This window comes from Antarctobacter sp. (assembly GCF_965277915.1).
In the GTDB taxonomy this organism is placed as follows: Bacteria; Pseudomonadota; Alphaproteobacteria; order Rhodobacterales; family Rhodobacteraceae; genus Antarctobacter.
The window spans coordinates 239,616-259,531 of record NZ_OZ255849.1 but is presented as its reverse complement, the minus strand read 5'-3'; the positions used below and the strand labels follow the sequence as shown (position 1 = coordinate 259,531).

General features: G+C 62.5%; 19 protein-coding genes. 3 read left to right on the top strand and 16 right to left on the bottom strand.

Going from position 1 to position 19,916, the window contains the following annotated elements; genetic code table 11:
• Nucleotides 1–56 precede the first annotated feature (56 nt).
• The 13 genes from ACQY5B_RS02170 to ACQY5B_RS02110 all read right to left on the bottom strand — a co-directional run bounded on the left by ACQY5B_RS02170 (nt 57) and on the right by ACQY5B_RS02110 (nt 13,475).
• The gene (locus tag ACQY5B_RS02170; RefSeq protein ID WP_420326575.1) at nt 57–1,256 is read right to left on the bottom strand and encodes an alpha-hydroxy acid oxidase; all 1,200 of its coding nucleotides are present in this window, start codon (nt 1,254–1,256) and stop codon (nt 57–59) included.
• Nucleotides 1,253–1,546 carry an SMP-30/gluconolactonase/LRE family protein gene (locus ACQY5B_RS02165; RefSeq protein ID WP_420326576.1) on the bottom strand — a complete coding sequence of 98 codons (294 nt, stop codon included), beginning with the start codon at nt 1,544–1,546 and terminating at the stop codon, nt 1,253–1,255. The genes ACQY5B_RS02170 and ACQY5B_RS02165 overlap by 4 nt, the downstream gene beginning before the upstream one ends.
• 20 nt (nt 1,547–1,566) lie before the next feature.
• Nucleotides 1,567–2,610, bottom strand: a complete 1,044-nt coding sequence (locus tag ACQY5B_RS02160) for a DUF475 domain-containing protein (RefSeq protein WP_420326577.1) — start codon at nt 2,608–2,610, stop codon at nt 1,567–1,569.
• Nucleotides 2,611–2,644: 34 nt separating this feature from the next.
• The gene (locus tag ACQY5B_RS02155; protein WP_420326578.1) at nt 2,645–3,388 is read right to left on the bottom strand and encodes a ribonuclease activity regulator RraA; all 744 of its coding nucleotides are present in this window, start codon (nt 3,386–3,388) and stop codon (nt 2,645–2,647) included.
• A gap of 26 nt (nt 3,389–3,414) precedes the next feature.
• Nucleotides 3,415–4,332 carry a sugar kinase gene (locus ACQY5B_RS02150; protein WP_420326579.1) on the bottom strand — a complete coding sequence of 306 codons (918 nt, stop codon included), beginning with the start codon at nt 4,330–4,332 and terminating at the stop codon, nt 3,415–3,417.
• A 29-nt stretch (nt 4,333–4,361) separates the two neighbouring features.
• Nucleotides 4,362–5,105, bottom strand: a complete 744-nt coding sequence (locus tag ACQY5B_RS02145; RefSeq protein ID WP_420326580.1) for an SDR family NAD(P)-dependent oxidoreductase — start codon at nt 5,103–5,105, stop codon at nt 4,362–4,364.
• Nucleotides 5,105–6,028, bottom strand: coding sequence for an NAD(P)-dependent oxidoreductase (locus ACQY5B_RS02140; RefSeq protein ID WP_420326581.1), 924 nt, complete (start codon nt 6,026–6,028; stop codon nt 5,105–5,107). The genes ACQY5B_RS02145 and ACQY5B_RS02140 overlap by 1 nt, the downstream gene beginning before the upstream one ends.
• Nucleotides 6,029–6,058: 30 nt before the next feature.
• A complete protein-coding gene (locus ACQY5B_RS02135) occupies nt 6,059–6,391 on the bottom strand; it encodes a cupin domain-containing protein (RefSeq protein ID WP_305971759.1) in 333 nt (110 codons plus the stop codon).
• A gap of 22 nt (nt 6,392–6,413) precedes the next feature.
• The gene (locus tag ACQY5B_RS02130; protein WP_420326582.1) at nt 6,414–8,738 is read right to left on the bottom strand and encodes a heparinase II/III domain-containing protein; all 2,325 of its coding nucleotides are present in this window, start codon (nt 8,736–8,738) and stop codon (nt 6,414–6,416) included.
• Between the two features lie 82 nt (nt 8,739–8,820).
• Nucleotides 8,821–10,392, bottom strand: coding sequence for an extracellular solute-binding protein (locus ACQY5B_RS02125; protein WP_305971761.1), 1,572 nt, complete (start codon nt 10,390–10,392; stop codon nt 8,821–8,823).
• A gap of 81 nt (nt 10,393–10,473) precedes the next feature.
• Nucleotides 10,474–11,355 carry a carbohydrate ABC transporter permease gene (locus ACQY5B_RS02120; RefSeq protein ID WP_305971762.1) on the bottom strand — a complete coding sequence of 294 codons (882 nt, stop codon included), beginning with the start codon at nt 11,353–11,355 and terminating at the stop codon, nt 10,474–10,476.
• Between the two features lie 15 nt (nt 11,356–11,370).
• A complete protein-coding gene (locus ACQY5B_RS02115; RefSeq protein WP_305971763.1) occupies nt 11,371–12,375 on the bottom strand; it encodes an ABC transporter permease in 1,005 nt (334 codons plus the stop codon).
• Complete coding sequence (locus tag ACQY5B_RS02110) at nt 12,372–13,475, bottom strand: ABC transporter ATP-binding protein (protein WP_305971764.1); 1,104 nt, start codon at nt 13,473–13,475, stop codon at nt 12,372–12,374. Before ACQY5B_RS02110 ends, ACQY5B_RS02115 begins: the two co-directional genes overlap by 4 nt.
• A 216-nt stretch (nt 13,476–13,691) precedes the next feature.
• On the opposite strand from ACQY5B_RS02110, the gene ACQY5B_RS02105 reads away from it, so the two are divergent.
• Genes ACQY5B_RS02105 through ACQY5B_RS02095 form a run of 3 tightly spaced genes read left to right on the top strand, consistent with a single transcriptional unit; the run spans nt 13,692 to nt 16,325 of the window.
• Nucleotides 13,692–14,384 (top strand): GntR family transcriptional regulator, encoded by a 693-nt coding sequence (locus ACQY5B_RS02105; RefSeq protein WP_305971765.1) that lies wholly within the window; start codon nt 13,692–13,694, stop codon nt 14,382–14,384.
• A gap of 40 nt (nt 14,385–14,424) precedes the next feature.
• A complete protein-coding gene (locus ACQY5B_RS02100) occupies nt 14,425–15,804 on the top strand; it encodes an MATE family efflux transporter (RefSeq protein ID WP_428400315.1) in 1,380 nt (459 codons plus the stop codon).
• Between the two features lie 14 nt (nt 15,805–15,818).
• On the top strand, nt 15,819–16,325 hold the full coding sequence (locus tag ACQY5B_RS02095) for a hypothetical protein (protein ID WP_420326584.1): 507 nt from the start codon (nt 15,819–15,821) through the stop codon (nt 16,323–16,325).
• Nucleotides 16,326–16,374: 49 nt separating this feature from the next.
• Here the strand turns inward: ACQY5B_RS02095 and ACQY5B_RS02090 are convergent, their stop codons facing one another.
• From ACQY5B_RS02090 to ACQY5B_RS02080, 3 genes are all read right to left on the bottom strand, one after another.
• On the bottom strand, nt 16,375–17,424 hold the full coding sequence (locus ACQY5B_RS02090; RefSeq protein ID WP_420326585.1) for a Gfo/Idh/MocA family protein: 1,050 nt from the start codon (nt 17,422–17,424) through the stop codon (nt 16,375–16,377).
• Between the two features lie 62 nt (nt 17,425–17,486).
• Nucleotides 17,487–18,713, bottom strand: coding sequence for a D-mannonate dehydratase ManD (gene manD, locus ACQY5B_RS02085; protein ID WP_420326586.1), 1,227 nt, complete (start codon nt 18,711–18,713; stop codon nt 17,487–17,489).
• Entirely contained in the window at nt 18,710–19,864 is a 1,155-nt protein-coding gene (locus ACQY5B_RS02080) for a Gfo/Idh/MocA family protein (protein ID WP_420326587.1), read from the bottom strand. Before ACQY5B_RS02080 ends, manD begins: the two co-directional genes overlap by 4 nt.
• Nucleotides 19,865–19,916 lie beyond the last annotated feature (52 nt).

Genomic DNA, 19,916 nt, shown 5'->3' with positions numbered 1-19,916 from the left:
CACGATACGTGCTCGAAGGCGCGGCACAATGCTCTGACAGGTCCAGCGGGGCAACGTCAAGATTGAGGGCAGCTCCTCCTGAACCGACCCTGATCCAGGATCGACGGCCCCAACTCGCTCAGACGGACGCAACCAAGCATACCCAAGTCGGCGCGCAGCTGAACCCGCAAGAGATCAATCGCATGGGCCATGCCCGCTTCACCGGCAAGACTGGCGGCATAGTTGAACGGACGGCCGACAAAGGCAAAGCCTGCACCGAGCGCCAGCGCTTTCAGGATGTCCGTGCCGCGCAGAATACCGCCATCCAGCATGACGGCCATGTCCCCGGCGCGATCGAGCGCAACCGGGAGAGCGCGCAGCGGGGCGACGGCGCCGTCCAGTTGGCGGCCGCCATGGTTTGACAGGATGACCCCCTGGGCCCCCAGTTTCCGCGCACGGCTGACGTCATCGGGGTGCAGGATGCCTTTCAGGACAAGGCGGCCCCGCCACAACCGACGCACCTCGGCAAGCGTCTCCCAATTCAACACCTCGCGGCCGGAGAAATCCCGCACAGCTTGCCGTGACAGCAATGGCGCGCCACGCGTCGCCGTGGCGTTTTCAAAATGCGGCGTGCCGTGTTGCACGAATGTGCGCAGAAAGGTGCCCAACGCCCATCGCGGATGGGTCACACCTTGATAGAAGAGGTTCAGGTTCGGCCTGAGCGGTGTGCGATACCCGGACCGCAGGTTGTTTTCCCGGCTGGGCACCACCGCACTGTCCAGCGTCACGACGAGCGTTTCGATCCCGCATTTGGCCACTCGGGCCAGCAGCGCGGCAATGTCGGCCGGATCGGGGGGAAGATAGGCCTGATACCAGATATTGGGGTTTTCCGCAGCGATCTCTTCGAGAGGGATCAGCGACGCCGCGCTGACGATCATCGGAATATTCGCCGCGCCGGCGGCACGCGCATAGACCAGATCGCCGCGATACGCGGTCAGAGCAGCAGCCCCCATCGGAGCCACGCCAAAGGGCATGTCGAAGTCCAGCCCCATCACGTTGCAGGTGAGGGACCGCGCCGAAACATCGACGCCCACACGGGGCACAAAGCCGATTTCGGAGAATGCCGCCCGGTTATCATTCAGCGATGCGTTGGTCTCTGCCGCGCCCGCGACATAGCCGAAGATGGGGGCGGGAAGATGGCGCTTTGCCAGGGGCTCGAAATCCTCAAGAGCAAAGACCTTCCGAAGGCGTCGTGACGAAGATCCCACAGCCGTCATTCCCTGAACCGCATTTGCGCCCTGCCCTCGGCCCCGAGGCCGCCAAATGCAATCAGGCGGCCAGTTTCGGGTTGGAGGTCTACTCGGCCCGCGGTCTGTTGAAGAGAAGTGACAAAACGGATGTCGAAGCCATGACCCCCGAACGGCACCCCGGCGGGCTTTGCGACGGGATCGCCGACGCTTTGCAGGATCTCGCCTTGGGGCGAAGACCGATAATGGCACCCGCCGTCGATGGCGGATCGTGACGGGACAAAACCGGTGCTCTCAACTGCCATGTCCATGTCCTGCATGGGAAAAAAAGTGTGCGGGATCACGCCGACCTCCGCACGGTCTTTCTGTGATGGTTTGAACTGACCAGCGCCGCTCCGATGAAGAGCACACCGACCAGCACTGTCACGACCTCGGGCACGGGAACAACGGCATGGGCAAAGAGAGCCAGCGACAGGAAGAACACCGAGTAGAATGCGCCGTGCTCCAGATAACGGAACTCCGCCAGGGTTTGCCGTTCGACGATCATGATGGTGAACGAGCGCACATACATTGCGCCGATGCCGAGGCCCACGGCAATCAGGAACAGATTCGTTGTCAAGGCAAACGCTCCAATCACCCCGTCAAAGGAAAAGCTGGCATCAATGACCTCGAGATAGAGGAATGCGCCCAGCCCACCCTGAGCGCCCGCCCGCACGGCGGCACCGCTGTCCAGCACATGACCGACCACGTCGACGATGCAGAAGGTCAGCAGGCCGAACAGCGCCCCGAACAGGAATTGCGCATCGTCGCCCTCGGCGAGGAACAGTGAGACCCCTGTCACCGCAACAAGCACAAGCGCCGTTTCGAACCCACGGATCGCACCGCAGGTGCTCAGCCTGGATTCAAGGCGCTTGATCCAGTGGATGTCCTTGGACTCGTCCACGAAATAGGTCAACGCGACCATCATCAGGAACGTGCCGCCAAAGGCCGAAATCGACAGATGCGCCTCTTCGATGATGTGCGCATAGTCGTCGGGGCGGGCTATCGCCAGGCTGAGAGCTTCGAACGGTCCGATCCGTGCCGCAACGGAAACGACCGCCAGCGGAAAGACGATGCGCATCCCGAAGACCGCGATCAGGATACCCCAAGTCAGGAAACGCCTGCGCCAGATCTCGGTCATGTCTTGCAGCCGGTTGGCATTGACCACGGCATTGTCAAAGGACAGGGCGATTTCCAGACTTGCCAGTATGGCGCCGATCAGCAGAAACGAAAGCACGCCGCCAAGGCTGCCCTCATGCAGCCAGCCCAACCATGCCGACAAGACCAGGCCAATGACGGTCACGATCAAGGGCCATTTGAAATAGGACAGCAACGGACCGCTCATCTGGCCGTACCTTTCTGTTGATCAGTGAAGGGATTCATTCCTGTCGCGCTTGGCGCCAGTTCTCGAACCGCTCCAGAACGGCCGGATCCGTAGCGGGGTAGAGGCCGATCACCGGCGTATTGCGGCGCACTTCCTCCAGGACGAAAGCCTCGAATTCCTCCATGGGACCGGCTTCTTCAGCGATTTCATCGGCCAAGTGACGGGGGATGATCATCACACCGTCGCCGTCGCCCAATACGACATCGCCGGGATAGACGGCAACGCCGCCACAGCCAACCGGTAGGCCCATGTCTATCGCGTGGTGCTTGGTCAGATTTGTCGGCGCAGCGGGCTTTGCGGCAAAGACCGGCATGTCAAGCGCCGCCGCACCGTCGGCATCGCGGACACCACCATCGGTCACCACGCCCGCCGCGCCGCGCATCTCGAGCCGGGTCAAAAGGATCGACCCCGCGGACGCGGCAGAGGCATCCTGCCTGCAATCCATCACCAGCACCGCACCTTCCGGGCAGGTCTCGATTGCGACGCGCTGCGGGTGATCGGGCTCACGGAAGGCCTCGATGGGGTCGGTATCAGGCCGCGCGGGAATATAGCGCAAGGTGAACGCCGGACCGACCATGGTTGGTTGGCCCTTTGCCAGGGGGGCGACGCCTTGCACATAGGCATTGTGAAAGCCGCGCTTATACAGCAGCGTGGCGACCGTTGCCGTGCTGGCCCGCGACAGGCGGTCAAGCGTGCGCGGATCAAGTGGAACGGCGTCGGCGGCTGGGGGATTTGGCATGGGGAGTATCCTTGTCGTTCGCGCGGTCAGGCAAATTGATCCAGCAGATCCAGGCCAACCGGAACCAACGCACCTTTGCCCTGCACGACCTGACCGGCCAGACGGCAGGCCTGTTCGATCGAAGAGGACAGCGGCAGCGCAGCAGAAAGACCTGCAAAGACCGCAGCGTTGAAGCTGTCCCCGGCAGCGGTCGTGTCGATGACAGAGGTCAGGCGTGGCACCATCGTGATGTCATCTGTGCCGTCCTCACGATACAGAACCGGTTCCGGACCGTTCTTGACGATGATGGTGCTTGCACCAGCCCTTGCGTAGCGTTCCAGCGTGGCCTTTGCGTCCTCATCGCCGAACCAACGCGCCTCGTCCTCGAACGAGGGAAGGGCAATGTCGCAGCAGGCGGCGGCGCGCATGATCGCTTCCGTCATCTCTGTCGGAGTGCTCCAGAGGTGCACACGCAGGTTCGGATCAAAGGCGACGCTCTTGCCCGCGCTTCGGGCAGAACGAAGCGCTTGCAAAAGCGTTTCGCGGCCGCCCTGCTCGAGAATGGCCAAGGTGATGCCGGAGACATAGACCAGATCGGCCTCGGCGATGGCGGCCGCCAGTGCTTGCGCGTCCCCGGCCAGGCTGCGCGCGGCGGACTGGCCGCGCCAATAGGAAAAGCTGCGTTCGCCATTTTTCAGGGCGATCATGTACAGCCCGACGGATTTCCCGGGCAGCCGGCGGATGTGACGGGTGTCGATCCCGCTGTCAGAGATGACTTGTACCATCCGGGCGGACAGGGCATCATCTCCGACCGCCGTGAAATAGGACACCTCCACGTCCGGCGACAGCATCGCCAAGTACCAGGCGGTGTTGAACGTGTCGCCGGCAAAGCCCAGACGGTAATCGTCCGGGCGCTCTGCCGGGGCCAGTTCGGCCATGCATTCGCCAATCGCGAGAACGCGCATCTTGATGCCTCCGCTTGCGGTGGCGGGGCTCAGGAAAAGAGCATCCCGCCATTGATGTCGACATTCGCCCCGGTGATGTAGGCGGCCTCGTCGCTGGCGAGATAAGCCACCAGGTTGGCGGTATCTTCGGGCGTGCCTTGCCGTTTCAGCGGCGCGGCGGCTTCCAGACCACGGCGACCGGCATCGGGCGTGTGGATGTTGTGGAAGTCGGTGTCGATCATGCCCGGGCATAGCGCGTTGACGCGGATCTCCGGCCCCAGCTCCTTGGCCAGTCCGCGCGTCATGGTCATGACGGCCCCTTTGGACGTGGCGTAGGCCACCGCGCCGGGACCACCGCCATCGCGCCCGGCCTGGCTGGCAAGGTTGACGATTGCGCCCCTGGTCATGTGCGGCAGGCAGGCCTTGATCATCAGGAAGGTGCTGGTCAGATTCAGGTCCATCACCGCCTGCCAATGTTCCAGCGGCATCTCCGCGATGGTCTTGCGGGCGATCAGGCCGCCCGCATTGTTCACGAGGATATCGACACCGCCAAAGGCTTCGACCGTTCTGGAAACCAGCGCGTCGACCTCGGCCGGTTTGCTCAGATCGCCCTGTACCGCGAGGGCCTTGCCACCCTGTCTTTCGATCTCTGCCACCGTGGCTTCGGCCCCGGCGCTGCTGGCGAAATAGTTGATCGCCACGTTGGCCCCCTCGGAGGCCAGCTTGATCGCGCAGGCGCGCCCGATGTCGCGGCCACCGCCGGTGACGATGGCTGTCTTGCCTTGGAACCTCATCAGCTTGCCGCGCTTTGCGTCGTGGCTTCGCGGTCCGCGCCGTCGGTCGCCAACTCAAGGAAATAGTCGAAGATTTCCGGAACGTTGCCATCGCCCAGACCGGCCGCCACGGCCGCGGCGAGGTTGTGCGAGGTGCCTTCGGCGATCTCGGCCCGGGTGCCCAGGTCTTCGGCCATTTTCAGGAAATACCCGAGGTCCTTGTTGGCGTTGTTGATCGAGAAGCCAAGGTCGCTGACACCATCCACGGCGTAGTTCTTGCAGAACCCCATGAAGGGCGAATTCGACGGCCCGGTCGACATGATGTCATAAAGCTGCTGACGGTCGACCCCGGCACGCGTCGCAACGGCGAAGGCCTGGCTCATGGTGCAGACCGTGGTCATGCCCATGAAGTTGTTGATCAGCTTGGTGGTGTGTCCCGCGCCCAGTGCGCCGAGGTAGAAGATATTCTCGCCCTGTTCTTCGAGCACCGGCTTGACCTTGTCAAAGGTCGCCTTGTCGCCGGCGGCCATGATGTTCAGCAGGCCGTCCTTTGCGTGGGCCGGAGTGCGGCCCAGCGGCGCGTCGACCATACCCGCGCCCTTCGCGGCGAGGTCGGCGCCGATCTTGCGGGTCGAGGCCGGGATCGAGGTACCGAAATCGACCAGCACCTTGCCTTCCGAGATGCCGGCCAGGATGCCGGTGTCACCGTAGACAACCTTTTCCACCACCTCGGACGTGGTGAGGCAAAGCATGACGATGTCGCTCGCCTCGGCCAACTCCTTGGGCGACGCGGCTTCTTTCGCGTTTCCGCGGTCAAGGACCGCTTTCACCGCGTCCTTGTTGAGGTCCATGACGACCAGTTCGAAGCCCCTCTTCTGAAGGTTCTCCACCATGTTGCCACCCATGAGGCCGAGGCCGATGAAACCGATGACGGGTTTGGTCATGTCTTTGTCTCCCATTTGTTTTTTGTTGGATCAGAGGAAGTCTTCGCGGTGCGGCGTGAAGATATCGAGGAGCGTGCCCGCCTCGAGGCAGGTCGCGCCGTGTTCGATATTCGGCTGCTTGTAGAGCGAGTCCCCGGGGCCGACGATGTAGGTGTCATCGCCGACGGTGAATTCGAACCTGCCCGAAATCACATAGGTGATCTGTTCGTGCGGGTGATGGTGGCGTGCCGCGACGGTCCCCTTTTCGAAGTGCACTTCGACAACCATCGCGTTGTCGTTGTAGGCGCCGACCTTGCGGGTCAGGCCGCCGCCGGCGTCGAACAGGCTGTTTTCCTTGGCGGGAAAATAATTCTTTACTGACATGAGCGTGTCCTCGTGTGCGGTATCAGGTGTTGGCCAGCTTCTTCATCACGACCTTGAACGTGTTCTCGTCCGCATCGGTGAAGTAGAGGTCGGCGTCGTAGCCCTGGTCATCCATGAAGTTGAAAATCCGCTTGGGTTCTTCCAGCCGGTAAGGCACCAGCAACGTGGCGATCCGGTGGCGGGTGGCCGCCGGGTACTGCGCGTGCAGGCAGGTGCTTTCGGGCAGGCCTTCGTAGTCGGCCGGGTCGACACCGGGGAATCCGGTTTCCTGGGTGAGCGTCGGTTTGCCCGCCTCGGACCAGACGACCTGGCCGTAGAAGCCGGCCTTCTTGCCGGTATTGCGGAACGAGGTCTTGCCCAGCTCGTAGGGCTGGTTGGCGTGAAGCAGCCAATCGATGGTGACCGGCTCGGAGGCGTCGACCTTGTCGACGATCACGAAATAGCTGCCACGCACGAAATAGACCTCACGTTCGGCCAGTGTCACCTCGGGCGAAAGCGACTGGTAGGCCGCGGTGGCGTCGCCCTTGATGTAGATGTGATCCTCGTGTTCCTCGGCAGCGAGGATCTTGCCGGTCGCGGCCATGGCCTTGGTCTTGTCCTTCTCGGCGTATTGCCCCTTGCCGTTGATCAGGATGGCGTTCTTCGACCGGGTCTGGCGCCGCCAGAGCCGGTGCATGGTCGAGTTGAAGGCCACGTAGTAGCCCGACTGGATGGCCAGGTCTTCGCCAAAGGCGGCCATGCAGAATGCGTTCTGGTCGCCGTGGCTGTGGCTGATCGAGCCGAAGCGGGAGGATTTGAACACGAACTGGATGTGCTTTTCCGGGTTCGCCATTTCATGCTGGATCCCGACCCAGCCGATGCCCTTGAAGTGGCGCATGCCGGACGGCGGGTCCGACGCCTCGACCAGCGGGAAATCGGTCAGGTAGGTCAATTCGTCGAAATTGGTGTCCCACCAGCCCCAGTTGTAGAAGGCGCCTTCGGTGCCGGGGTTCAGACGGGCCAGTTCCTCGTGGTACCACTGGTAGGCGCCGTTGCCGGTGACGCCCGCGTATTGGCGCAGGTTGATGCCGGTCTTTATGCAGGGCAGATCGCCTTGCGTGCTGTCATCGCCGAAGGTGGCGCGGCGCGTGTTGGGCGCCTTGCAGAACAGGGGGAAATCGCCGGTGTTGCGGAAGAAGGGCCGCTGATACAGGTCGATCCCGGCAAAGCTTTTCAGCCGGTTGGCCGCCTCGATCAGGTAGGCCATCCCCATCATCCAGTAGTTTGTGCCCTCGGCCCAGCCGCCATCGCTGTCGCCCCAGGGCGAATAGACTGTGGCGAGAAACTCGATGCAATAGTTCAGCCAGTCGCGCGCCTCGTCCTCTTCGTCATCGCCGAGAAGCGCGATGCAGGCCGGGATCAGCGTCAGCGAGACCGAGCGGACCGCGTGGCTATCATAGGGAAAGAGGTGGATCTTGGCGTTGATGATCGCGTGTTCCGCTATATCGCGGGTGCGCGCCAAGAGGGCAACGCGCACCCGCGCGCGCTCGTCCTCGTCCAGCTGGTCATGCAACCAGTCGTAGCCCCAGGCGAGCGCATTGGTGACCCGGTAGGCCCATTCGTCGGTATAGGCCCGGCTGGTGACGCCCATCGGGTCCCAGCTTGCCGCCTCCAGCAGCCATTCCTTGGCCCGGTCCAGCATCGCCTGGTCCTGCGTGACCTGACCGCCGATGGCCAGATGGCGCACCGCGTACATGTGCTCCTGAAGGTCGATATAGGTCTGACGCCAGACCGGCGCGGTACGCTGATGGTTCGGATACCCGGCGGGCTCTTTCATGACCTCACGATCCAACCAGGGCAGAACGGATTTCTCGTAGAAGGTGGACCATGTGCAATGGTTCGGATCGGCCTTCACCGCGTCCCGGAACTCTTCCAGCCGGTCTTGGGACAACCATAGCCGCGGATGGCCGACCGGGGCCTCCCGGAACCGCACCTTGCGAGACGGCAGCGGAGACTGCGGCAGGTCCCCGGTAATGGTGAAGCGGCGCGAGGAACTCCAGCTGGTGACGGGTTTGCCGGTCTCCGGGTCGCAGACCGCGTAGGACCAGACATAATCTCCGGGGGCCAGCGCCACGTCGGGCGTGAAGAAGTTGAGCGGAAGGCGGCTGTAGTAATGCGTGGCCCCGGTGGCGTAGTCGGGATCGGTCGAGATGCGCAGCACATATTGCGCTTCGTCCTCGATCACCGGCAGCCATGTGAAACGCGGCGGGTTCTCGGTGACGACGGTCTCGGCATCGGGCGCATACTGGATCGTCAACCGTCCGGTCTTGGGTTCGTCGAGCTTGGTAAGGACAGCGGCGCCATGCATGGGTCAGGTCTTTCTTCAGGTACAAGAGGGGGGTGTGCGGCCGGGGGTCGGCCGCACGCGTGTTCTTGGGAAATGGACGGGATCAGCCGCCGTACTGGCGCTCGTAGGCCGAGTTCATGACCTCGAGAACCTTCTGGTAGCCCATGTTGTTCAGGGCCTCCATGTAGTCATCCCAGTCTTCCTTGACGTCGCCTGTGCCAAGGATCCAGGCCTGCTGACGCTCCAGCATGTAGGTCTGGATCGACGGGTAGTACCGGTCGTAGACCTCCTGCTCTTCCTTGTTGAAGGACACGCCAAGGAACTGCTCGACCAGCAGGTCTTCGGTGTCGTAGAGCTTGATGCCTTCGCGGGCCGACTCGCGGGTCCACTGCCATTCATAGCGGTAGTCCTGCGGGTAGCCGCGATAGACCTGCGCGCCTTCCAGGTACATCTGGCTGTTGACCGGGCGGCCCGAGTCCAGCACCTCCGGCTTGTAGATCGGCTCGCCGTCGACCATGTCCCAAGTCTTGCCCTCGACACCGAAATTGGCCAGCAGCGCGCCCTCTTCCGAGAACCAGTAGTCGAAATACTTGATGGTCTCGACCGGATGATCGTTGGTGTAGCTGATCGCCCAGCCATCCGGTTTCATCGGAATGCGGCGGTTTTCCTCGATCCGCTTTCCCGACACCGATTTCGGCGGCAAGAACGGAACGAAGTTGAAGCCTTCGACCTTGTCGGCCAGCGCCACATTGTAACCCGAGGTAGAGGCGAACCAGTCATGCGTCATGCCGCCCAAGTTCTCGCCCAGCAGGTAGTCGCGCGCCGAGGAGCCACGGGTGAAGAGTTCGGCGTCGATCAGGCCCTCATCATACCATTGCGCGATATTGGCCAGGCCGTCGCGATAGGCTTCCTGTGCGTAGGGGTGCACCACCTTGCCGTCCTTGAGGTAGAACTGGTGGTAGACATCGGCCCCGGTCGAACGCGCGTCCCAAAGCGTCAGAAGGCGCAGGACCTCTTCCCAGTCACGGACAAAGAAGGGGATTTCGTCCTTTACGCCGTTGCCGTTCGGGTCCTGGTCGCGGAAGGCCACCAGCACCTCGTAAAGCTCGTCGACATTGTCCGGTCGTTCCAGGCCCAAGGTGTCGAGCCAGTCCTGACGCACGAACCAGGCGCGGGCATACTTGCCGTCCGGAAGATACGGGATGTAGTAGACGTTGCCGTCATAGGCCGAGATCGCGTCCCAGATCTCGGGGTGTTCGTCGAACCAGGCTTGGATGTTGGGCGCGTGTTCCGCGACCAGATCGTTGAGCGGCACGAAGGCGCCCTGCGGGCCGTATTCGTTGACCGGCTGGCGGATGTTGGCACCGCCCACGATGTCGGGCAGGTCGCCGGTGGCCAGCAGCAGGTTCATCGCTTCCGCGTTGTCGGTCGTGTTGCGGCCCGAGGTCTTGTCGATCAGGTGTATGTTGGTCTGTTTGCGCGCCACTTCCTCGACAGGGTAGATCTTGGAAGTGTCGCCGCCCGGCCCGTAGCCCTGGGCCCGGGCCCAGTGCATGTGGACCGTCAGTTCCAGCGGCTCGTCGACGATCGGCAGGTCGATGTCCTGCGCCACGGCCGGGCTCGTCAGGGCTGTGGTTCCAAGGATGGCAGCGGCTGCCAGGTTGAAGGTTCGCATGGTATCCTCCCTTTTGCGACTCTGTGAAGTTCGGGGTCGTTTCGGTCGAAGCCCCCGGTCACAGGGGCTTGCGACAATTGCTCACTCCTTCACGCCACCCAGCAGGATGCCCTTGCTGAAATACTTCTGGAGGAAGGGATAGATGAGCAGGATCGGAATGATGGAGCAGACGATGATGGCGGCGGTCACGGTCTCGACCGAATAGGCCGCGGTCAGCAGCGTCGTGGCGAATTCCTCGTCGTCCGAAAGCTCCACGATGACCTTGCGCAGGTAGACCTGTAGCGGGATCTTTTCCTCGTCCTGCAAGAGCACCATGGCCCAGAAAAACCCGTTCCAGCGCGACACGACACAGAAGAGCGCGACGGTGGCGATGGCCGGTTTGCTGAGCGGGACGTAGACCTTCCAGAGCACCTGGAATTCATTGGCCCCGTCCATCCGCGCGGCCTCTTCAAAGGACTTCGGGATGCCCTCGAAGAAGTTGCGCAGCAGGATGATGTTGAACCCGTTGACCGCGAAGCCGATGATGATGCCGAAGTAGCTGTCCAGCAGGCCGAGATCGCGCATGTTCAGGAAGAACGGGATCAGACCGGCGTTGAACCACATGGTAAAGGCCACCACCAGGTTCCAGAACCGCCGCCCGTAGAGCTGGGGCTTGGACAGGGCATAGGCGCCGGGAATGATGAAGGCGAGGCTCATCAAGGTGCCGCCGATCGTGTAGATGAAGGTGTTCTTGTACGACGACCAGAACAGCGGCTCGCTCAGGACCTGCTTGTAGGCTTCCAGCGTGAACCCGACCGGAGTCAGGATCACATTGCCGGCGCGGGCCTCCATCCCGGCGCTCATCGACAACGAGGCGATGTAGATGAACGGGTAGAGTGTCGAGAGGGTGAACAGGCCGATGAGAACCATGTTCAGGATGACGAACATCTTGTCGCCGCGTGAATAGAGATTCATGTTGGTCATGACTGGCTCTCCCCCTTACCAGAGCGAGGTGCGCGAGTAGCGCTTGGAGATTGCGTTCGCCGTCATCACCAGGACGAAGGCCACCACCGCGTTGAACAGGCCCGCTGCAGCGGCAAGGTCGTACTGGCCGCCCTGGATGCCCTGGCGATAGATGAAGGTGTTGACGACGTCGCCGGTCTCGTAGGTGGCCGGCTGGTAGAGCAGGATGATCATCTCGAAGCTGATCTCCAGCATGTTGCCGATCCGGATGATGAGCATGATGATGATGGTCGGCAGGATCGACGGCAGGGTGATCTTCCACATCATTTGCCAGCGGCTTGCGCCGTCCACGACCGCGGATTCGTAGAGCGTCGGAGAAACACCCGCGATGGCCGCGAGGTAGACGATCGACTGGAAACCCGCCTCTTGCCAGATACCGGTGCCGACGAAGATCGGGCGGAACCACTCCGGCTTGGTCAGGAAGTAGATGGGGTCCATCCCCAGCCATCCGAGGATGGTGTTCACGATGCCCGCGCTTGGGCTGAAGGCCGTGATGACGATACCCGCGATGATCACCGAAGAGACGAAGTGCGGCAGGTAGACGATGGTCTGTGCCGTCTTCTTGAAGCTCTGCTTGAGGATCTCGTTGAACATCAGCGCCAGCAGGATCGGCATCGGGAAACCGAAGATCAGGCCGTAGAAGCTGATGATGATCGTATTGCGCAGTGCGCGGATGAACTGGTCGTTGCCGAACAGGGTCTGGAAATGCTCCAGCCCGATCCAGGGGCTGTCCGCGACACCGCGGAAGATCGAGTAGTCCTTGAAGGCGATCTGCAACCCGTACATCGGCTTGTATAGAAAGATCGCCAGCCAGAGGATCGTCGGGATCAGCATCACGTAAAGCTGCCATTCCCGCTTCAGGTGGTCGCCCACCCGCTGCATGGTGTTGGGCTTGCGGCGGCGCTGGGCCTCCTTGGCATCGAAGACCAGTTCCTCGGTCGTCGGTCCGGCGGCACCGGTAAAGTTGGGATCGTTGGTCATTGTTCCAGCACCTGCCCCGGCAGCACCTCGCCGGACTTGGCGTCGAAGACCTTCACGAGGTGGGGTTCGATGGTGAACCCGCGGATCCCGTCCAGCACATGCATCTGGCCGACGGTGTCGGTACGGATGACAAAGGGTTCGCCTTGCAGGCTGGCATGGATCAGCGCCTCCGACCCCAGCGTTTCCACGAGGTCCACGTCGAGATTGATCAGGTTCGGATCGTCCTGGTTCGCGACGGCGACGAACTCGGGGCGGATGCCGAGGATGACTTCCTGCCCGACTGCGTTGGTCAGCGACGGAATTTGCTGAAGCTGGACGCGCTGGCCGTCGAATTCGGCCACCGGCCCCTGATCGCCCGCAACGACCGTGGCCTTGACCATGTTCATCGGCGGGGATCCAAGGAACCCGGCGACAAAGGTGTTGGCCGGGTTCAGGAAAAGCTCCATCGGAGAGCCGATCTGCTCGATCCGGCCGTCATGCATGACGACGATCCGGTCAGCCAGCGTCATCGCCTCTACCTGGTCGTGGGTGACGTAGATCGAGGTCGCGCCAAGCCGCTTGTGCAGGCGCTTGATCTCGGCGCGCATCTGGGTGCGCAGCTTGGCGTCGAGGTTCGACAGCGGCTCGTCGAACAGGAACACCTTGGGGCGGCGCACGATGGCGCGGCCCATGGCGACCCGCTGGCGCTGGCCGCCGGACAGGTCCGCCGGGCGACGCTCGAGGTAGGGCGTCAGGCCGAGAATGCCGCCGACCTCCTCCACCGAAGATGCGATCTTGTCCTTGCTTTCCTTGCGGATACGCAGGCCGAAGGCGATGTTGTCGGCGACGTTCAGGTGCGGATAGAGCGCGTAGTTCTGGAACACCATCGCCACGTCACGATCCTTTGGCGCGACGCGGTTCACGTGCCGGCCGTCGATGGTCAGATCGCCGTCCGAGATCTCCTCCAGCCCCGCGATCATGCGCAACGTGGTGGACTTGCCGCAGCCGGATGGCCCGACCAGCACGACGAATTCCTGCTCCTGAACTTCGAGGTCGATCCCGTGAACGACCTGGACAGCCCCGTAAGCCTTGACGAGTCCTTTAAGAGTAACGCCGGACATATCCCCTCCCGCTTTCCGCATCGCCTCCCAGTGATGCGTTGATGCCACCGGCCGATTCGTGGCCGTGCAATCTGGTATACTAGTAACTAAACTGGTATACTAGTCTAAATTTGGGTGGGCATCCCCCGGGACTTGGGCTAAAACCCTATTGCGCACGTCAAACGGCGCGCCATTTGGCGTGAACGCTTGGGCCGGCGCATATGCAGGAGAAGAGAGATGGTTCAGACGGCCCCGGTGGGAGAGCGGCGAACAAGCGTCGACGACATATTCGACTACCTTTACGACGAAATCAGCGGCCTGCGGCTGCGCCCCGGAGACAGGATTTCCGAGGCGGACATCGCCGCACGTTTCGGCGTGTCCCGTCAGCCCGTGCGCGATGCGTTCAACCGCCTTGCCAATCTTGACCTGCTGCTCATCCGTCCACAGCGCGCCACCGAGGTGAAACGCTTCTCGATGCGCGAGATCGAGAAATCCCGCTTCGTGCGCGCCTCGGTGGAGAAAGAGGTGCTGCGCCGCGCCGCTGAACGCTGCGACGGGGTCCAAGCGGCCCAGCTGGATGCGGCGCTGATCCAGCAGGAAGCGGTCGTGAAGGCGGGGGACTTCGACGCCTTCGGTGCGCTGGACTATGAGTTCCACAAGACTCTCTGCGCCATCGCCCAGGCCGAGTTCGCCTTCGACGTGATCCTCGCCGAGAAGTCCAAGGTCGACCGACTGTGTGTGCTGGGGATGGACAAGGAATCCCGCATGCCCGAGCTGGTGGACGACCATCGCGCCATCGCAGAGGCGGTGAAGGCGCACGACCCCGAGCGCGCGGTCGCCGCCGGCGTGCTGCACCTCTCGCGCCTCGACGAGACGATCAATCGCATCTCAACCAACAATGCAAACTACTTCGAACCGGAAGACCGCTGAGCCACCAAGCGCAGCGCGCCTGAACTGAACGGACCCCATCGTGACAACCGAAATGCCGCCAGCTGCGCAGGCCGGCGCCCGATCTCCCACGGCCAGGGATGTTCTGACCCTGGCCTGGCCCATGACCCTCAAGGCGATCATGCTGCACGGCACCGTCGTGATCGACGCCTACCTCGTCGCGGGGCTGGGCGAGGCGTCGCTTGCGGCCATGGGACTGGCCGCGGCCGTCGCGGGTTTTGTTCTGGGCGGCATCCTTGCCTTCTCCAACGCCATGCAGATCCGAACGGCACAGGCCGCCGGCTCTGGCGATCCCGTCTACCTCAAGTCCGCCCTCGCCGCGGGGCTGACCATCAGCCTGCTGGTTGGGGCTGCCGGTCTTGCCGCGATCACCGTGTTCGGCGGCCCTGTCGTCGCCGCGATGGCCCCAAGCGCCGAGGTTGCGGGGCTGGCCACGCGCTACCTTTCGATCTTCTCGCTCGTCATCATCGGCGAAGCCTTCGGCCAGTGCATGTCGAGTTATTTCAATGGCTGCGGGCGCACGCGCCTGCCCCTCTACAGCTTTTGCCTGTCGCTGCCGGTGAACGTGGCCGCCAGCGTCGTGCTGATCCACGGCCTTCTCGGGTTGCCCGCCTTCGGCGTGGCCGGGGCGGCGATGGGCAGCGCCATTGCCGCGTCGGTGCAGGTTGCCTTCCTCGGTGCCAACCTTCTGCGGACGGACGGTTACCTGATGCGTGTCTCGGGCTGGCGACAGACGCGTTTTGCCCCGACGCTGAAACGGCACTTCGTCTTTGCCCTGCCGATTGCCGCCACCTTCTTCAGCGCAACCTTCGCCACCCATGTCTGCACGCTGATCTACGCCAATCTCAGCCTTAACGCCTTTGCCGCGATGACTCTGATCGCGCCCTGGATCATGGTGACGGGCACGATCGGGATGCAATGGGCGCAGGCCTCCGGGATCATCGTGGCGCAGCTTTTGGGGCAACGGCAGCCCGCGGCGGTGCTGGATGCCTTCCTGTCGCGCGCTTGGCGTGGCGCCTTTGTCGCGGCGGGCTTTGTCGCTTTGCTCCTTGCAGGTGTCTGCCTGTCCGCAAACCTCCTGTACCAGGACCTGAGCGTCGAGACCCGCTCCACGCTTCTGGCCTTTCTTCCGATCCTGTTGATCCTGCCATTTCCGAAGGGATCGAACGCGATATGCGGCAACACACTCCGGGCCAGCGGCGACACGATCTATGTCATGCACATCTTCGTCTGGTCTCAGTGGCTGTTCCGGGTGCCTGCCACGGCGCTCGCCGTCCTCTGGCTGGACCTGCCTGCGGTCTGGGTCCTGTCGCTGCTGCTGGTGGAGGAGTTGGTGAAGTTCCCAGCCTTTCACGCGAGGCTCTACAAGGGGGCGTGGAAACAGGCAACACTATCGGAGTAGCATCGACGGGATGATTGGACGGTCTGACCAGCCCAGCCAAGGAAATAGTCATGGATGCCCATCCTCAATTCGCCGACACGCCTTTTCCAGTGCGGACATTCCTTGCCGGGTTCGACCTGGCCATCCTCTCTCCGCTTGATGCCGATGAGGACTTCGCGGCGATCGACGAGTCCCGACCGATTCTGGATGGCCTATTCGGTGACAATTGGCCAAAGGGCGTGACTTATGAAAGCAACCTCGCCGATCTGGCCCGGCACGAACGTGAGTTTGAAGCGCGTTTTGCGTTTTCCTGGACGATCCGGTCGTCCGATGAGGCCTATCTCGGCTGCGCCTATTTTCGTCCGACGCATGGGGTCACAGGTGTCGGACGCGCGGCATATTGGGTTCGTGAAGGACCGGACAGAGTTGACCTGCTCAGAGCATTTGGCCCGGCCTTTCGGAAGTGGCTAGGTCAGTTTTTGCCCGACGAGTTTGAAGTGAAGTGGTTCTGCAACGACTGGGATGTTCGACGGATTTCGTGACGAAGATCGCACAAACTTGTATCCTTGAACCCGCCTACGCTCATCCCGATCATAGGTCCACATTCACGCTGCTGCCGGATTGCGAAGACAAATGGATGGCCTCGATCACCCGATGAGACCGTAGCGCCTCACGCGCTGTCACAAGTGGCTTGCCGCCAGAGCGCACGGATTCCACGAAATCCCTGATCACGGCGCCATGCCATTCGTGATTGCCGGTCAGCGGACGAACCGGCCCGGCCTGCGCGGCCTGCGCCTCGGTCTGTACGCGGCCGTCGCGCCAGCTGACCTCCAGTCCGTTCTTGTCGATCTTGAGACTGGCGTTTTCGTGGTGCAGCCGGATCACCTCGGTTCGATGCGGAAACATCGCGGTGCTGGCGACAAAGGTGCCGACGGCCCCGCAGGCGAATTCCAGCCCCGAAACCGCCAGATCCTCGGCCTCCATCTGGTGCAACGGTGTGGTCGCGGTCATCGCCTGGACACGCGTCACCGGGCCCGTGAGGCTGAGCGCAAGGTCGATGGAATGCACCGCATTGGTGATCATCACGCCGCCGCCGTCGCGGTCATAGGTTCCCCGCCCAAGTTCATCGTAGTAGGACTGATCGCGCCACAACGGCACGGAAATCTCGACCAGCCCGAGTGCCCCCAGCGTCCCGCCAGCCACAAGGCGCGCGGCCGCACGCGACGGGGCCCGTACACGGTGCTGGAACAACACCCCAAGCGTGACCCCGGCGCGCTCGCAGATCTCTGCAATCTCGCAAGCCTCCTGCACCGTGCGTGCGACCGGCTTTTCCAGCAGGATGTGCTTGCCCGCCCGCACCAGCGGCTCGATCACAGCCTTGCGGACGTTCGGCGGCGTGGCGACAATCGCGATCTCGACAGACGGGTCATTCGCGATCGCGGCGAGGTCTGCGGTAAATGCCGGGGGTGGCCCGTCATAGAATTCCGCAAGCGGGCGTGCCTTGTCCGGATTGCGTGAGACGATCGCCTTGAGGTCTGCAATGTCCTGCATGGCGCCCAGCGCGCGGATGTGCGTCTTGGCAATCATGCCGGCACCGATCAAGGCGATGCCAATCGGGCCGGTCTCTGTGGGTTCGGTCATTCGGTCGGCTTTCTTGCCCCTGTGCGTCTCTGGCGCGACGCCATTATGCGGACGGGGTGGTGTCAGTAATTCCACATCGTCCCGTCTTCCAGACGGACGACCGGATGAGCGCCGGGAGCATATTCGTAGCGCGCGGCCTCCCGTTCATCGAAATCGACACCAAGGCCCGGTGCGTCGCTGACATGGACCATGCCGTTTTCCATCCGGTGTTCCGACGGGAACAGCGCGTCACACTCCGGCGTGCCCAGCACCAGGTATTCCTGCACGCCGAAGTTCGGCGCCCAGGCGTTCAGGTGATGCTGTGCGGCCATGGAAATCGGCGAGTGGCTGGGGGCGCCATGGAAACCGGTGCGAACGTGATGCAACCCGGCAAGATCGACGACCCGGCGCGTATGCGTGATGCCGCCGCAATAGGTGACGGCCACACGGATGAAATCGATCAGTTCGGCCTCGATCATCTTGTTGCAGTCCCAGATCGAGTTGAACACCTCTCCGATGGCGATGGGTGTCGTCGAATGCTGCCGGATCAGGCGCAACGCGTCCTGATCCTCGGCCGGGGTCGGATCTTCCATCCAGAACAGCCGCACGGGTTCGACCGCCTTGGCGAATTCCGCCGCCTCGCGGGGGAGCAGACGGTGGTGGACGTCGTGCAGGATATGCAACTCCGGGCCAAACCGGTCACGGATTTCGGCCAGCGCATCGGGCATGTAGCGGATGTAGCGATCCGTATCCCAGACCTCGACCTTTGGCTGGATGCCCGTGTAGTCGGTGATGTAGTTCTTTACGTCGCCCTTTTTCTCGGGCACCGCGTAACTGGCAGAGGGCATTCCCGGGATGCCGCATTGCACGCGCACCGCCTTGTAGCCCTGCTCGACATAATGGGCGACCGAGTCCATCAGATCCTCAAGATCGGCGCCCGTGGCATGGGCATAGACCATCGCGCCTTCACGGCTTTTTCCGCCCAGCAATTGGTAGACCGGCATGTTCGCCAGCTTGCCCTTGATGTCCCACAGCGCCATGTCGATGGCTCCGTAGGCCGCCATGGCAATCGGCCCGCGCCGAAAATAGGCGCCGCGATAGAAGAACTGCCAGATGTCTTCGATGTTGCGCGGGTCTTTCCCGATCAGGTTCGGGATCAGGTAGTTTTCAAGGTAATGCGCCGGCAGCGTTTCGCGGTTGTTCAGCGTGGCGTCACCAAGCCCATGGACGCCCTGATCGGTCATGATCTTGAGCGTGACGTAATTCTTCTTCGGCCCGCCGACAAAGACCTTGGCATCGGTGATTTTCATCGTGCGCCTCCCTGCCCCAGCGCCGGTATGTCGGTCACGGTGCCACCGCTGCGGATCAGGTCGATGATCTGCTGGTACTGCGCGCCCTCGCGGAATGTGGGATACGCCGGGGCGCTTTGCCCCTGAATGTCGCGGACGAAATCCCGGGCGAGGACATGCCAGCAAAGCTCTGTTTCTCCGGCCACGTCCGGCGTGGCGGCGACAATATCGTCGGGCAGCGGCAAATCGCTCCAGCCGGTTTCGCGGGTGTAGTGCGAAAGCTGCCCACTGCCGTAATGGCCTTTGAGGTAGATCGCGCCCTCGGTGCCATAGAACACGATGTGATCGTCGCCAAAGCGCGGCACAAGCCCGCCATGTTTGAACAGGACCGAAACCGGGCGTTCGGCCAGGGCGCTGTCGATTTGCGCCATGACGGTATAGGACCATTCCACGTTGCTCTCGCCCCATTTGAGCGACGGATCGTTCAGGTCCTTCGGGATGTGCTGCCGGCGCGTTGCGAAATTATGCACCCCCTCGACAATCGGTGCGCGGCCCAGGTCGTCCCGGACCTCCCCGGTCAGTTGAATGATTTCGTCACCGATCACGTCGGTCACGATCGACAGCGTGTGGGGAAAGTTGTTGTTGAGCCGCCCGCCACCCGCTTCGGCGCGGTGCGACCAGCCAAAGGGGATGTCACGTTCAAGGTTGAAGTGTGAAATGCACTCGACCTCTGTCGGGGTCCCTATGGCGCCCTCGGCAACAAGCCGCTTGGCGTGCTGGACGCTGGGCGTATAACGGAAACTCGCGGCGTAGGCGGTCTTGACGCCTCTGGCCTGTGCAAGATCGCGCAGTTCCACGGCCGAAACCCCGGTTGCGGTCATCGGCTTGTCACAAAAGACGTGACAGCCATGGGCGATGGCCTGTTTGATCGGGTCGTAATGTGCTCCGCCGGGTGTCGCGATCGAGACGATGTCAGGCTTGCAGGCGTTCAGCGCCTTCGCCCAATCCGTCCCCGCGTACGAAATGTCCTTCTTGTCAGCGACCGCACGGACCACATGCTCTGTCCGTCCGACCATCCCCACGACGTCTGCGCCGGCTGCCCGGAACGCATCGGCATGCCCCTCGCCGGCAAAGCCTGTGCCATGCACAAGCACTTTGAGTGTGTCGCTCATCGTGGTCCTCCCCTGCTTGGACGCGATACTAGTATTCCAGTTTGCGAGTTGC

Coding starts and splice junctions, on each gene's coding strand:
- ACQY5B_RS02110 (WP_305971764.1), bottom strand. CDS start 13,475: ATGTCCGGCGTTACTCTTAAAGGACTCGTCAAGGCTTACGGGGCTGTC.
- ACQY5B_RS02115 (WP_305971763.1), bottom strand. CDS start 12,375: ATGACCAACGATCCCAACTTTACCGGTGCCGCCGGACCGACGACCGAG.
- ACQY5B_RS02160 (WP_420326577.1), bottom strand. CDS start 2,610: ATGAGCGGTCCGTTGCTGTCCTATTTCAAATGGCCCTTGATCGTGACC.
- ACQY5B_RS02170 (WP_420326575.1), bottom strand. CDS start 1,256: ATGACGGCTGTGGGATCTTCGTCACGACGCCTTCGGAAGGTCTTTGCT.
- ACQY5B_RS02155 (WP_420326578.1), bottom strand. CDS start 3,388: ATGCCAAATCCCCCAGCCGCCGACGCCGTTCCACTTGATCCGCGCACG.
- ACQY5B_RS02105 (WP_305971765.1), top strand. CDS start 13,692: ATGGTTCAGACGGCCCCGGTGGGAGAGCGGCGAACAAGCGTCGACGAC.
- ACQY5B_RS02135 (WP_305971759.1), bottom strand. CDS start 6,391: ATGTCAGTAAAGAATTATTTTCCCGCCAAGGAAAACAGCCTGTTCGAC.
- ACQY5B_RS02120 (WP_305971762.1), bottom strand. CDS start 11,355: ATGACCAACATGAATCTCTATTCACGCGGCGACAAGATGTTCGTCATC.
- ACQY5B_RS02165 (WP_420326576.1), bottom strand. CDS start 1,546: ATGCAGGACATGGACATGGCAGTTGAGAGCACCGGTTTTGTCCCGTCA.
- ACQY5B_RS02145 (WP_420326580.1), bottom strand. CDS start 5,105: ATGAGGTTCCAAGGCAAGACAGCCATCGTCACCGGCGGTGGCCGCGAC.
- ACQY5B_RS02140 (WP_420326581.1), bottom strand. CDS start 6,028: ATGACCAAACCCGTCATCGGTTTCATCGGCCTCGGCCTCATGGGTGGC.
- ACQY5B_RS02125 (WP_305971761.1), bottom strand. CDS start 10,392: ATGCGAACCTTCAACCTGGCAGCCGCTGCCATCCTTGGAACCACAGCC.
- ACQY5B_RS02150 (WP_420326579.1), bottom strand. CDS start 4,332: ATGCGCGTTCTCGCGATTGGCGAATGCATGGCCGAACTGGCCCCGGCA.
- manD (WP_420326586.1), bottom strand. CDS start 18,713: ATGAAAATCACCGATGCCAAGGTCTTTGTCGGCGGGCCGAAGAAGAAT.
- ACQY5B_RS02130 (WP_420326582.1), bottom strand. CDS start 8,738: ATGCATGGCGCCGCTGTCCTTACCAAGCTCGACGAACCCAAGACCGGA.
- ACQY5B_RS02090 (WP_420326585.1), bottom strand. CDS start 17,424: ATGACCGAACCCACAGAGACCGGCCCGATTGGCATCGCCTTGATCGGT.
- ACQY5B_RS02080 (WP_420326587.1), bottom strand. CDS start 19,864: ATGAGCGACACACTCAAAGTGCTTGTGCATGGCACAGGCTTTGCCGGC.